10 protein-coding genes are annotated in these 14008 nt (G+C 67.6%); 7 read left to right on the forward strand and 3 right to left on the reverse strand.

Translation table 11 applies throughout. The features are described from left to right. Nucleotides 1-85 precede the first annotated feature (85 nt). Nucleotides 86-952: a hypothetical protein gene (locus tag BLT78_RS01890; RefSeq protein ID WP_090347354.1), complete on the forward strand. Its 867-nt coding sequence runs from the start codon at nt 86-88 to the stop codon at nt 950-952. A 51-nt stretch (nt 953-1003) separates the two neighbouring features. Here BLT78_RS01890 and BLT78_RS01895 read toward each other — a convergent pair whose 3' ends face one another. The 3 genes from BLT78_RS01895 to BLT78_RS01900 form a co-directional block, all read right to left on the reverse strand. Continuing rightward, entirely contained in the window at nt 1004-1849 is an 846-nt protein-coding gene (locus BLT78_RS01895) for an ion transporter (RefSeq protein WP_090347355.1), read from the reverse strand. A gap of 118 nt (nt 1850-1967) precedes the next feature. Then, nucleotides 1968-2102, reverse strand: a complete 135-nt coding sequence (locus BLT78_RS21790) for a hypothetical protein (RefSeq protein WP_269458065.1) — start codon at nt 2100-2102, stop codon at nt 1968-1970. Nucleotides 2103-2256: 154 nt separating this feature from the next. After that, on the reverse strand, nt 2257-2982 hold the full coding sequence (locus tag BLT78_RS01900; RefSeq protein WP_090347356.1) for a response regulator transcription factor: 726 nt from the start codon (nt 2980-2982) through the stop codon (nt 2257-2259). Nucleotides 2983-3344: 362 nt separating this feature from the next. Here BLT78_RS01900 and smc point away from each other — a divergent pair, with 362 nt between their 5' ends. From smc to BLT78_RS01930, 6 genes are all read left to right on the forward strand, one after another. Further along, nucleotides 3345-6836, forward strand: a complete 3492-nt coding sequence (smc, locus tag BLT78_RS01905; protein WP_090347357.1) for a chromosome segregation protein SMC — start codon at nt 3345-3347, stop codon at nt 6834-6836. Between the two features lie 236 nt (nt 6837-7072). Further along, the gene (gene zipA, locus BLT78_RS01910) at nt 7073-7951 is read left to right on the forward strand and encodes a cell division protein ZipA (RefSeq protein WP_090347358.1); all 879 of its coding nucleotides are present in this window, start codon (nt 7073-7075) and stop codon (nt 7949-7951) included. Nucleotides 7952-8021: 70 nt separating this feature from the next. Next, entirely contained in the window at nt 8022-10409 is a 2388-nt protein-coding gene (ligA, locus tag BLT78_RS01915) for an NAD-dependent DNA ligase LigA (RefSeq protein WP_090347359.1), read from the forward strand. Nucleotides 10410-10624: 215 nt separating this feature from the next. Beyond that, nucleotides 10625-11720 (forward strand): peptide chain release factor 2 gene (gene prfB / locus BLT78_RS01920; RefSeq protein ID WP_157719457.1). Its coding sequence is split into 2 segments (ribosomal slippage): nt 10625-10696 and nt 10698-11720, totalling 1095 coding nucleotides; the frame shifts between segments, so codons are not numbered across the junction. 91 nt (nt 11721-11811) lie between these two features. Next, a complete protein-coding gene (lysS, locus tag BLT78_RS01925) occupies nt 11812-13317 on the forward strand; it encodes a lysine--tRNA ligase (protein WP_090347360.1) in 1506 nt (501 codons plus the stop codon). Nucleotides 13318-13456: 139 nt separating this feature from the next. After that, complete coding sequence (locus BLT78_RS01930) at nt 13457-14008, forward strand: hypothetical protein (protein ID WP_090347361.1); 552 nt, start codon at nt 13457-13459, stop codon at nt 14006-14008.

Consider the following 14008-nt stretch of genomic DNA (forward strand, 5'->3'; position numbering starts at 1 on the left):
GGGCGGGAGGCGCGGCGACGGTACGGGTTGCGGTTGCCGCTATTCAATGGTTCGAGCAGACCTGTTTCTGCTCCGGAGGCTAGCAATGAGGCGTTTCGCCGTTGGGATCCTGTTGGCACTGATCCTGCCGTTGACGGCCTGTACCGTTTACGACGGGGATTACGGGCACGGGCCCTACTATGGTCGCCCCTATCCGCCGCCTTCCCATGGCGACTGGCGCTGGGACGACGATCTGCGCGTCTATGTGAACGTCGGCTATCCGTACATCTACTATCACGACCACGTCTACTACCGCTGGTATGACAATCGCTGGACTTCGGGGCCGGGTTTCCGCGGACCGTGGCGGGTGATCGAGCATCGTCACGTGCCGGCGCGCCTGGGGCAGCGCTATTCCCCGCGCCCGCATTACGACTATCGCCGCGACCATGATCGCTACGACTATCGGCAGCCGCGTTATGACAACCGCGACCGTCATGACGACCGCGACCGTTATGACTATCGGGACAACCGCAGCCCGCGCGACTGGCAGAATCGTCGCGACATGGAGCGCGACTACCAGCAGCGCAGGGAGCGTCGCGTGGAGGGCTATGGCCAGCGTTTCGACGAGCCGCAGCTCCGCCAGTTGCAGCAGTTCCGCGGCCGCGAGCTGGAGCGGCAACCGCGGTCGCAGCCGCAGCGTCTGCAGGGTATCGACAGGCGTCAGGTCGAGCGCCAGTGGCAGCAGCAGCGTCAAGAGGGGCGCCAGGTCCAGGGCATGCCGCTCAATCGCCAGCAGCAGTTGCAGGGGCACGATCGGCGTCACGAGCAGCGTCCTGCGTATCGCGAGCATGGCCAGCGTGGTGTGGGTTCGCCCAGTCGCCAGGTGCGGGGCGGGCGTGAGGCCTCAGGCCAGGAGCACGGCGAGGGCCAGGGGCAGGGCGCGGGCGGCCCGCGCTGGGACAACCGCCGCTGAGCGACCTGTGAAGGTAGAAGCGCCGCGACGAGAGTTTTGTGTCCGGCGGCCTCAGTCGACGCCCCGGCGCTGGAACAGCGGGTTGCCACAGCGACAGCAGAAGCTCGCCCCGGCCTCGTGGCTCGGTTTGTCGCAGGTCGGGCAGCTGTGCTGCAGGCCGCCTTCGCCGGTACGCATGGCGTTGGCCAGTTCGGCGGTGAAGATGCCGGTGGGCACGGCGATGATCGAGTAGCCAGTGATCATGATCAGCGTGGCCAGCCCCTGGCCCAGCGGCGACTTGGGGGTGATGTCGCCGAAGCCGACGGTGGTCAGGGTGACCACCGCCCAGTAGATGCTCACCGGGATGCTGGTGAAGCCGTGCGCCGGCCCCTCGATCACGTACATCAGGGTGCCGAACACGGTGACCAGGGTGCTGACGCTGAGCAGGAACACGATGATCTTCTGCCGGCTGCCACGCAGCGCCACCAGCAGGAAGTTGGCCTGGCTCAGGTAGGGCGCCAGCTTGAGCACGCGGAACACCCGCAGCATGCGCAGGACGCGGACGATCAGCAGGTACTGGGCGTCGCCATAGGCGAGGGCGAGGATGCCGGGTAGAACGGCGAGCAGGTCGATCAGTCCGTAGAAGCTGAAGGCATAGCGCAGCGGCCGGGGCGAACAGTACAGGCGCAGCAGGTACTCGAGGGCGAACAGGCTGGTGAAGCTCCACTCGAGGAGGCTGAGCAGCCGGCCGTGCGCCTGGCTGACCGATGCCACGCTGTCCAGCATCACCACCAGCAGGCTGGCGAGGATGGTGACCAGCAGGAATTTGTCGAACAACAGACCCGCGCGGGTATCGTTCTGGAAGATGACCGTGTACAGGCGCTGGCGCAGGGCGTGCGGCGGAGTACTGGCGGGCATGGCGGCGTTCCTGGGCGGTGGGCGGGGCGGCGGAGCGACAGGGCAGGTCGAATCCCCGGCGCAGGCGACCGCTGCGGCGCGGCGATGGTTCGCGGCTGTCCGGCGGCCTGCCGACAGGCTAGCCGAAAATGCTCCAGGGGATGTGGTGAAGCGCGAGCAGGATTCCCAGGCAGAGCAGGAGCGACAGGATGCAGCCGATGATTTCGACCTGTTCCTCGCGCTGCGGACTTACGCGGGTGGCTTGTGATCTCATGGCGGGCCTCCTGGCGGGGCGTGAAGGCGTGTTCTGGGCTCCGTGGCGCTGTCATGCCAGCCTCGTGGGGGCCGGCATGGACAGATTGTGTGATCTTTTTAACAGTTTTTTTGTGATGCAGGCTTACAAAAGCTTGCGGAATTCCGGTTCTGTGCTACGCGCGTACCTGGAGGGGCAGCTCCAGGCGGTAGCCTCTGCCGCGTTCGGCCCGGATCGGGTTGCTGCAGGGATGCAAGGCCCTGATGCGGCTGCGCAGCCGCGAGATCATCACCTCGAGCTGGGCCTTGCCGTATATGTCGAGCGGTTTGCCGAGGCGTTCGAGCAACTGCCAGCTTTCCAGGAAGTTGCCCGGCGCCAGGGCCAGCGCGTAGAGCGCCTCGACCTCCTGGCGGCGCAGGTTGAGTGGGCCGTTGGGCGTGTGCAGCAGGCAGCTGGCCAGTTCGAGCACCGGGGCATCCCCGGGAGGACGGAGGTGGGCGTTCAGGCGGCGGACCAGCGCGTCCAGCGCGGCACACAGCTCGGCGGGGACGGTCGGCTTGCCGAGGCAGATGTCCGCACCATGCCGGTAGGCGGCGATCCGCTCGTCGGGACTGTCGTGCGTGCCGAGCATGACGAGGCCGATGACCGGGTGGATCCGCCGCAGACGCGCCCCAAGGCTGAGGGCGTCCTCACCAGTCAGGTGGCGATCGAGCAGCGCGATATCGAAGTGGGTGCCGGCAGGCTGTTCGTACAGCGCCTCGGCGGACTCTCCTGCGGCGACCGAGTAACCGTGCAGGGACAGCGCCGCGATGGCGGCCTCCCGCTGGGCAGAGTCATTGATGAGCACCAGCACGCGCGGCGGCGTGGCCGGCGATGCGGCAGGGGAATGCGTGATGACCAATCCGAACCTCCATTTTCATGACCAGGGCGCCACGGCCGCTCTGCAGTCGGTGTCAGGCGTCAGGGAGAGGGGGTGGGAGGGGCTGGCGCGTCTTCCGTGTCGGGGCTCCGTTGCCGGAGTCCGATGCCATGCCCGTGCAGGTGCGATGTCAAAGTAATGGTTTTGTCCAGCGCCGGGAAGCTCCCTGACGCCTCGGACAGCCCCTCCCGGGGAGGCCCGCAGGGTGCGCCGCGTCTGGGATTGCGACGTCAGCGCTGTGGTAGACTGCCGCGCCGCGCAACCCGTGACAGACGTTCGTCCATGACCCTGCAGTCCGCCGCCTCCCGTTGCCTGTCCGGCCGTCGCGCCCGGAGTGACGCACCATGCGCCTGAAATGCATCCGCCTGGCCGGCTTCAAGTCCTTCGTCGACCCGACCACGGTCAGCTTCCCGAGCAACATGGCGGCGGTGGTCGGCCCCAACGGCTGCGGCAAGTCCAACATCATCGACGCGGTGCGCTGGGTGATGGGCGAGAGTTCGGCGAAGAACCTGCGCGGCGAGTCGATGACCGACGTCATCTTCAACGGCTCCAACACCCGCAAGCCGGTCGGCCAGGCGTCGATCGAGCTGGTGTTCGACAACAGCGACGGCAGCCTGGTCGGCGAATACGCTGCCTGGAGCGAGATCTCCATCCGCCGCCGAGTCACCCGCGACGGGCAGAACACCTACTTCCTCAACGGCACCAAGTGCCGGCGCCGCGACATCACCGACATCTTCCTCGGCACCGGCCTCGGTCCGCGCAGCTACTCGATCATCGAGCAGGGGATGATCTCCAAGCTGATCGAGGCCAAGCCCGAGGATCTGCGCAACTACATCGAGGAAGCCGCCGGCATCTCCAAGTACAAGGAGCGCCGCCGCGAGACCGAGAACCGCATCCGTCGTACCCAGGAGAACCTCGAGCGCCTGGCCGACCTGCGCCAGGAGCTGGAGCGCCAGCTCGAACGCCTGCAGCGCCAGGCCCAGGCCGCCGAGAAGTACCAGCAGTACAAGGCCGAGGAGCGCCAGCTCAAGGCCGAGCTGGCCGCGCTGCGCTGGCTGGCGCTGGATGAGCAGGCCCGGGTGCGCCAGTCGGTGATCGGCGACCAGGAGGTGGCCATGGAGGCGCTGATCGCCGACCAGCGCAGCGCCGACGCCAGTATCGAGCGCCTGCGCGACGGTCACCACGAGCTGTCGGAAGCCTTCAACCAGGTGCAGGCGCGATTCTATTCGGTGGGCGGCGACATCGCGCGCATCGAGCAGAGCATCCAGCACGGCCAGCAGCGCCTGCGCCAGCTGCAGGACGACCTGCGCGAGGCCGAGCGTGCCCGCGCCGAGACCGAGTCGCACCTGGGCAGTGATCGCGCCCTGCTGGCCGCCCTGGCCGAGGAGCTGGCCATGCTCGAGCCCGAGCAGGAGCTGGCCCAGGCCGCCGCCGAGGAGGGCGCTTGCGCGCTGGAAGAGGCGGAAGCCGCCATGCACGCCTGGCAGGAGCAGTGGGACGCCTTCAACCAGCGCAGCGCCGAGCCGCGCCGCCAGGCCGAGGTGCAGCAGGCGCGCATCCAGCAGCTCGAGCAGAGCCTCGAACGCCTGGTCGAGCGCCAGCGCCGGCTGGAGGACGAGCGCCGCCAGCTGAGCGCCGATCCCGCCGATGCGCGCATGGAGGAGCTGTGCGAGCAGCTGGCCGCCGGCGAGCTGGAGCTGGAGGAGCTGCAGGCCGGCGACGAGCAACTGGGCGAGCGCCTGCAGCAGCTGCGCGAGCAGTTGCAGCACGGCGGGCGCGAGCAGCAGCAGGCGCAGGGCGAGCTGCAGCGCCTGAGCGGCCGCCTGGCCTCGCTGGAGGCGCTGCAGCAGGCGGCACTGGATCCCGGCGCGGGTGCGGCCGAGTGGCTGCGCGCCCAGCAGCTGCACCAGCGACCGCGCCTGGCCGAAGGCCTGCGCGTCGAGCCGGGCTGGGAGCTGGCGGTGGAAACCGTGCTCGGTGCCGACCTGCAGGCGGTGCTGCTCGACGACTTCGCCGGCCTGGCGCTGGACGGTTTCGCCCAGGGCGAGCTGCGCCTGGCCTGCGCCGCCGTCGCGGTGCGCGAGGCGGCTGCCGGCAGCCTGCTGGACAAGGTGCAGGCGCCGGTCGACCTGTCGCCCTGGCTCGCCCGGGTGCGCCCGGTCGAATCGCTCGACGCGGCGCTGGCGGCGCGTACCGCGCTGGCCGAGGGGGAAAGCCTGATCAGTCGCGACGGTTACTGGGTCGGCCGCCACTTCCTGCGCGTGCGCCGTGCCGGCGAGGCGGACAGCGGCCTGCTGGCGCGCGGCCAGGAGCTCGAGCGGCTGACCGCCGAGCGGGAGGCGGGCGAGGCCGCGCTGGCCGTGCTGGAGGAGCACGTGCAGCAGCTGCGCGACGCGCAGCAGGCGCAGGAGCGGGCCCGCGAGCAGCAGCGCCGGCTGATCCAGGAGGCCGGCCGGCGCCAGGCCGAACTCAAGGCGCAGTTGTCCGCCAGTCAGGCGCGTCACGAACAGCTGGCCCTGCGTCGGCGCCGGCTCGACGAGGAGCTGGCCGAACAAGCCGAGCAGCGCGCCCTGGAGGTGGAGCAGCTCGGCGAGGCGCGCCTGTACCTGCAGGATGCGCTGGACGCCATGGCCAGCGACACCGAGCAGCGCGAACAGTTGCTGACCCGCCGCGACAGCCTGCGCGAGCGGCTCGACCGCGCCCGTCAGGACGGTCGCCAGCACAAGGATCATGCCCACCAGCTGGCGGTACGCATCGGCGCGCTGCGCGCCCAGCACGACTCCACCCGCCAGGCCCTGGAGCGCCTGGAGCTGCAGGCGGCGCGGCTGGTCGAGCGTTGCGAGCAGCTCAGTCTCAACCTCGAGGAAGGCGACGAGCCCCTGCAGGAGCTGCGCATCAGGCTCGAGGAGCTGCTCGAACGACGCATGGCGGTCGACGAGGAAATGCGCCTGGCGCGCCTGGCGCTGGACGACGCCGACCGCGAACTGCGCGACGCCGAGAAGCGCCGCGGCAGCGCCGAGCAGCAGGCGCTGCTGCTGCGTGGCCAGCTCGAACAGCAGCGCCTCGACTGGCAGACCCTCAGCGTGCGGCGCAAGGCCCTCGAGGACCAGCTCGTCGAAGAGCGCTACGACCTGCCGACCCTGCTGGCCAACCTGCCCGAGGCGGCCGCCGAGCGCGAGTGGGAAAGCCTGCTCGAACAGCTCGCCGCGCGCATCCAGCGCCTGGGGCCGATCAACCTCGCCGCGATCGAGGAATACCAGCAGCAGTCCGAGCGCAAGCGCTACCTGGATGCGCAGAACGACGACCTGGTCGAGGCGCTGGACACCCTGGAAAACGTCATTCGCAAGATCGACAAGGAAACCCGCAACCGCTTCAAGGAAACCTTCGACCAGATCAACGGCGGTCTGCAGGCGCTGTTCCCGAAAGTATTCGGCGGTGGCCAGGCTTATCTGGAACTTACCGGCGAAGATCTGCTCGATACAGGAGTGGCGATCATGGCGCGCCCGCCGGGCAAGAAGAACAGCACCATCCATCTGCTGTCCGGCGGCGAAAAGGCGCTCACCGCGATTGCCTTGGTATTTGCGATCTTCCAGCTCAATCCGGCGCCATTCTGCATGCTCGACGAAGTGGATGCGCCGCTGGACGACGCCAACGTCGGCCGCTATGCCAGACTGGTCAAGGAGATGTCGGAAAAGGTGCAGTTCATTTACATCACCCACAACAAGATTGCCATGGAAATGGCCGATCAATTGATGGGGGTGACCATGCACGAGCCGGGATGTTCGCGTCTGGTGGCGGTCAATGTCGAGGAGGCGGTGGCTCTGGCCGAGGCCTGACGGCGGCGGAGAGGCTGTGTGGCGACGTGATTCCGCGCAGCGACCGGCGTATTGTCTAAGTTGTCGTGAAGATTGCCGCAAGGCTGTCAGGCGACGGACGGTGTATAGTTTCCGTCGGCATGTTAATTTATTGGGCTAATAATCACGCTGTGGAAGTAAGCAGGATCGCTGGCTGCTGGTGTGATTGAAAACAGTTGTTGTTTTGCCCGGATTCTGAGTAGGGGAATGCGTCTTTCATGGACATCGGTTTGCGCGAATGGCTGATCGTCATCGGTATCGTGGTGATCGGCGGAATTCTGTTCGACGGCTGGCGCCGCATGCGGGGTAGCAAGGGGCGCCTGAAGCTCAAGCTCGACCGCAATTCCGCCAATCAGTCGGACGAAGATGAGGACCAGAGCCTGCTGGGCCCCTCGCGTGTGGTGGCCAAGCATCAGGAGCCGTCGCTGGACGAGCACGACCTGCTCGATACCCCGCCGGCCCGCGGTCAGCGCGATGACGATCTGCCGCTGGTCGATGACCTGGCGCTCGACGAGCCGGCAGAGTCCGCCGAGCGTTTCAGCGCCGTGGATGACGAGCCGGAGCTGGCGCGCGGCAAGGAAAAGCCGCGCGACAAGAACGCCGACAAGGCCGAGAAGAAGTCCGCCGACAAGCCTGCCCCGACCAAGCCGGCGCGCGACCTGCCGCCGGTGGAAGAGGTGCTGGTGATCAACGTGGTCGCCCGCGACCCGGCCGGCTTCAAGGGCCCGGCCCTGTTGCAGAACATCCTGGAGAGCGGCCTGCGCTTCGGCGACATGGACATCTTCCATCGCCACGAGAGCATGGCCGGCAACGGCGAGGTGCTGTTCTCCATGGCCAACGCGCTCAAGCCGGGCACCTTCGACCTGGACGACATCGACAACTTCAGCACCCGTGCGGTGAGCTTCTTCCTCGGCCTGCCCGGTCCGCGCCATCCCAAGCAGGCCTTCGACCTGATGGTCGCCGCCGCGCGCAAGCTGTCCCACGAGCTGGACGGTGAGCTGAAGGACGAGCAGCGCAGCGTGATGACCGCGCAGACCATCGAGCACTATCGCCAGCGCATCGTCGAGTTCGAGCGCCGGTCGCTGATGAAGCGTTGATCTTCGAGTCTTGAGAAAGCAGTCCTCCGCCTGGCGGAGGGCTGCTTTTTTGTTTCAGGGAAACCACTCCATGAGCACTACCGCCGCCCAGCGCATCGAACGACTGCGCGCCGAACTCAACGAACACAACTACCGCTACTACGTGCTCGACCAACCGAGCATTCCGGATGCCGAGTACGATCGTCTGTTCAGCGAGCTCAGGGCCCTCGAGGACGAGCATCCCGAGCTGGTCAGCGTGGATTCGCCGACCCAGCGCGTCGGCGGCGCGGCGCTGGCCGAGTTCGGCCAGGTGCGCCACGAGATTCCCATGCTCAGCCTGGGCAACGCCTTCGCCGAGGATGACCTGCGCGACTTCGACCGCCGCGTGCGCGAGGGGCTCGGCGAGCTGCTGCCGTCCGGCGAGCTTTCCGGCGATCTGTTCGCCGGCGCCGCCGAGGTGGAGTACGCCTGCGAGCCCAAGCTCGACGGTCTGGCGGTCAGCCTGCGCTACGAGGACGGCGTGCTGGTGCGCGGTGCCACCCGCGGCGACGGCAGCACCGGCGAGGACATCAGCGCCAACGTGCGCACCGTGCGCAACATCCCGCTGCGTCTGCACGGCGCCGGCTGGCCGCGCGTGCTGGAGGTGCGCGGCGAGGTGTACATGTCCCGGGCCGGCTTCGAGGTGCTCAACGCGCGCGCCGTGGAAAGCGGCGGCAAGACCTTCGCCAACCCGCGCAACGCCGCCGCCGGCAGCCTGCGCCAGCTCGATCCGAAGGTCACCGCCAGTCGTCCGCTGGAGTTCTGCTGTTACGGCATCGGCCAGGTCGAGGGCGAGCTGCCCGACACCCAGGTCGGCATTCTCGCCGCGCTGAGGGAGTGGGGGCTGCCGATCAGTCGCGAGCTCAAGCTGGCGCGCGGCGTCGAGGAGGCGCTGGCCTACTACCGCACCATCGGTGAGCGGCGCGATGCGCTGGCCTACGAGATCGACGGGGTGGTGTTCAAGGTCAACCGTCTCGACTGGCAGCGCGAGCTGGGCTTCCGCGCCCGCGAGCCGCGCTGGGCGATCGCCCACAAGTTCCCCGCGCGCGAGGAGCTGACCGAGCTGCTCGACGTCGAATTCCAGGTCGGCCGCACCGGCGCGGTGACCCCGGTGGCGCGCCTGAAGCCCGTGCAGGTGGCCGGGGTGACGGTCTCCAACGCCACCCTGCACAACATGGACGAGGTGGCGCGCCTCGGCCTGATGATCGGCGACACGGTGATCATCCGTCGCGCCGGCGACGTGATCCCGCAGGTGATGCAGGTGGTGCTCGAGCGCCGCCCGGCGGATGCGCGGCCGGTCGAGATCCCGCACAGCTGTCCGGTATGCGGCTCGCAGGTCGAGCGCACCCAGCTGATCAAGCGCGGCAAGGGCAAGGCGCAGGTCAGCGAGGGTTCGATCTATCGCTGCGTCGGCCGCCTGAGCTGCCAGGCGCAGCTCAAGCAGGCGATCATCCATTTTGTCTCGCGGCGTGCCATGGACATCGACGGCCTGGGCGACAAGATCGTCGAGCAGCTGGTCGACGTCGGTCTGGTGCGCTCACCCGCCGATCTCTACACCCTGACCTTCGAGCAGGTGGTGGTGCTGGAAGGCTTCGCCGAGCTGTCCACCCGCAACCTGCTGGCCGCCATCGAGGCCAGCAGGCAGCCGAGCCTGGCGCGCTTCATCTATGCGCTGGGCATTCCCGACGTCGGCGAAGAGACCGCCAAGCTGCTGGCCCGTGCCCTGGGCTCGCTCAAGCGTATCGAGGTGGCGCTGCCCGAGGTGCTGACCTGGCTGCCGGACGTCGGTCTGGAAGTGGCCCACGAGATCCACAGCTTCTTCGAGGATGCCCACAACCGCACGGTGATCGCCCAGTTGCTCGAGCGCGGCGTCGCCCTGCAGGACGAGGGGGCGCTGCACGCCGAGTTCGCCGCCTGCGCGACCCTGGCCGAGCTGATCGACAAGCTGAACATTCCCGGCATCGCCGCCACCGGGGCGAAGAACCTCGCCGCCGCCGCGGGCGACAGCCTGGACGGGGTGATTGCCCTCAGTCAGGACTGGCTGAGCCTCAAGGCCGCCAAGGGGCTCAGCGAGAAGGCCCGCGAGGGCCTGCGCGCGTTCTTCGCCGAGGCGAGCAATGCCGAGCGGGCCCGCGCCATCGAGGCGCAGCTGCGCGAGTTCGGCATGCACTGGCAGAGCGAGCGCAAGGTGGTCGCCGGCCTGCCGCTGGCCGGGCAGACCTGGGTGCTCACCGGCACCCTGGAGGCGATGAGTCGCGACGAAGGCAAGGCGAAGCTCGAGGCGCTGGGCGCCAAGGTGGCCGGCTCGGTGTCGGCCAAGACCCACTGCGTGGTCGCCGGTCCCGGCGCCGGCTCCAAGCTGGCCAAGGCCGGCGAGCTGGGCATCCCAGTGCTCGACGAGGCGGCGTTCCTGGCGCGGCTGGCCGAGTTCGGCGGCTAGGGCGCGCCGTGCGCACCTGTGGCGTTGTGGTGCGCGCGGCGCACCCTGCGCCCGAGCGTTGGGGCGGAAGCGGTGCCGGCGATCACGGGCCGTGAGTAGGGTGCGCCATGTGCACCCTTGGTGTCGGGGCTTTGTCGTCGCATTGCTGCCAGCGCGCGCCGACTGGCGTATACTTTTGCGCTTTTCTCCAGTTCCGCCCGCGAGTGACGCCAGCCATGGAAATCAATCCGATCCTTAACGCCATCAAGGACCTGACCAGCCGCACCCAGTCTATTCGGGGGTATCTTTGACTACGATCAGAAGCATGACCGTCTGACCGAAGTCAATCGCGAGCTGGAAGACCCGAACGTCTGGAACAATCCGGAATACGCGCAGAATCTTGGCCGCGAGCGCGCGATGCTGGGGCAGATCGTCGAGACCCTCGATGAGTTGACCGGCGGCCTGGCCGATTGCGGCGACCTGCTGGACATGGCCGTCGAGGAAAACGACGAGGGCGCCGTGGCCGACGTCGAGGCCGAAGTGGCGCGCCTGCGCGAGATCCTCGAGAAGCTCGAGTTCCGCCGCATGTTCAGCGGCGAGATGGACGCCAGCAACTGCTACCTGGACATCCAGGCCGGCTCCGGCGGCACCGAGGCCCAGGACTGGGCCAACATCCTGCTGCGCATGTACCTGCGCTGGGCCGACAAGCACGGCTTCGATGCCGAGATCGTCGAACTGTCCGAGGGCGAAGTCGCCGGCATCAAGAGCGCCACCGTGCACGTGCGCGGCGAGTACGCCTTCGGCTGGCTGCGCACCGAGATCGGCGTGCATCGCCTGGTGCGCAAGAGTCCGTTCGACTCCGGCAACCGTCGGCATACCTCGTTCTCTGCGGTGTTCGCCTCGCCGGAGATCGACGACAACATCGAGATCGACATCAATCCGGCCGATCTGCGCACCGATACCTACCGCTCCTCCGGTGCCGGTGGCCAGCACGTCAACACCACCGACTCGGCGGTGCGCATCACCCACATCCCGACCAATACCGTGGTCAGCTGCCAGAACCAGCGCTCCCAGCACGCCAACCGCGACACCGCGATGAAAATGCTGCGCGCCAAGCTGTACGAGCTGGAGATGCAGAAGCGCCGCGAGGCCTCGCAGGCGCTGGAGGAGACCAAGTCGGACATCGGCTGGGGCCACCAGATCCGCTCCTACGTGCTCGACCAGTCGCGGATCAAGGATCTGCGCACCGGTGTCGAGCGCAGCGACTGCGACAAGGTGCTGGACGGCGACCTGGACGAGTACCTCGAAGCCAGCCTCAAGCAGGGCCTGTAATGCCCGGCGCCTCCGCCGTGGGCGGGGGCGCCTGATCCATCGCGCAAATCCCGGATGTGGCGCGAGCCACGCCAAATTTGGAAAGACGACCATGAGCGAACAACCGCTGAACGAGCACGCCATCCACGAGGAAGAGAACAAGCTGATCGCCCAGCGCAAGGAAAAGCTTGCCGCCGTACGCGAGAGCCAGGCGATTGCCTTCCCCAACGACTTCCGCCGCGACAATCTGGCCGGCGACCTGCAGAAGCAGTACGCCGAGGCCGGCAAGGAAGCGCTGGAGGCGCAGCAGATCAAGGTCAGCGTGGCCGGTCGCATCATGCTCAACCGCGGCGCCTTCATGGTCCTGCAGGACACCAGCGGGCGCATCCAGCTCTACGTCAACCGCAAGACCCTGTCGGCCGAGACCCTGGAAGCGATCAAGCACTGGGACCTGGGCGACATCGTCGGCGTCAGCGGCGTGCTGGCCCGCTCCGGCAAGGGCGACCTGTACGTGGACCTGAGCGATGCGCGCCTGCTGACCAAGTCGCTGCGTCCGCTGCCGGACAAGTTCCACGGCCTGACCGACACCGAGACCCGCTATCGCCAGCGCTACGTAGACCTGATCGTCAACGAGGAAGTGCGCGAGACCTTCCGCGTGCGCTCGCAGGTGATCGCCCACATCCGCCGCTTCCTCAACGAACGCGGCTTCCTCGAAGTGGAAACCCCGATGCTGCAGACCATCCCCGGTGGTGCCGCAGCCAAGCCGTTCGAGACCCATCACAACGCGCTGGACATGCCGATGTTCCTGCGCATCGCGCCGGAGCTGTACCTCAAGCGCTTGGTGGTCGGCGGTTTCGAGAAGGTCTTCGAGATCAACCGCAACTTCCGTAACGAGGGCGTGTCGACCCGGCACAATCCCGAGTTCACCATGCTCGAGTTCTACCACGCCTACGCCGACTACGAAGACAACATGGACCTCACCGAGGAACTGTTCCGTGAGCTGGCGCAGACGGTGCTCGGCACCACCGACGTGCCCTACGGCGACAAGGTGTTCCACTTCGGCGAGCCGTTCGCCCGCCTGTCGGTGTTCGACTCGATCCTCAAGTACAACCCGGAGATCAGCGCCGCCGACCTGCAGGACATCGACACCGCCCGCGCCATCGCCAAGAAGGCCGGCGCCAAGGTGCTCGGCTTCGAGGGCCTGGGCAAGCTGCAGGTGATGATTTTCGAGGAGCTGGTCGAGCACAAGCTGGAGCAGCCGACCTTCATCACCAAGTATCCGTTCGAAGTGTCGCCGCTGGCGCGCCGCAACGACGAGGATCCGAGCGTCACCGACCGCTTCGAGCTGTTCATCGGCGGCCGCGAGATCGCCAACGCCTACTCGGAGCTGAACGACGCCGAGGACCAGGCCGAGCGCTTCCACGCCCAGGTGCGCGACAAGGACGCCGGCGACGACGAGGCCATGCACTTCGACGCCGACTTCGTGCGCGCGCTCGAGTACGGCATGCCGCCGACCGCCGGCGAGGGCATCGGCATCGACCGTCTGGTCATGCTGCTGACCGATTCGCCGTCGATCCGTGACGTGATCCTGTTCCCGCACATGCGTGCCGAGCAATAAGATGCTGCCGTGAGAGCACGTTGAGTCGGATGCCGCCTGTCGTGGTCCAACCCCGTAGGGCGGCGTCCCCGTGCGTCTCGCTCCCCATCTTGGCCGTCGCTGCGGCAGCCGGTCCCTCGCTGGATACAAGGAGTGCTCCATGAACGCGGTGCGTGTGCTTGTTGTGCTGTCCTTCCTGCTGCTGGGCGGTTGCCTGGCCACCTTCAAGGAGCCGATCCCGGTCGGGGAAACGGCGCCGAAGCACCTGCTCGGCACCTGGGCCGGCATGGACGAGTGGGGCGAGGAGCGTTTTCTCGAGATCACCCGCAAGCCTGACGGCGGCTATCACGCGCAGGCCTGGCGCGAGCGTCTGGAGAACCGCGAGCAGGCGCGCGGCTACGACTTCACCGTGGCCCATCACGGCCGTCGCTGGTACCTCTCGGTCGAGGCCCCCAAGCGCCTGGGCGGCAATTTCGCCTTCGGCGGCTTCGAGCTGACCGACGATGACGAGCTGGTGCTCTACAGTCTGGATATCGAGCAGTTGCAGGAAGCGCTGGCCAGTCGCCAGCTCGAAGGGCAGACGATCGATACCGAGGAAGGCGACGGCGTGCTGATCGCCAGTGCGCTGCCCAAGGTCTACGGCTTCCTCGACGACCAGGCCAACAGCGATGTATTCAGCGAGGTCGCCCGCTTCGTGCGGGTCACCGAGTAA

Source organism: Pseudomonas oryzae (genome assembly GCF_900104805.1).
GTDB classification, from domain to species: Bacteria; Pseudomonadota; Gammaproteobacteria; order Pseudomonadales; family Pseudomonadaceae; genus Geopseudomonas; species Geopseudomonas oryzae.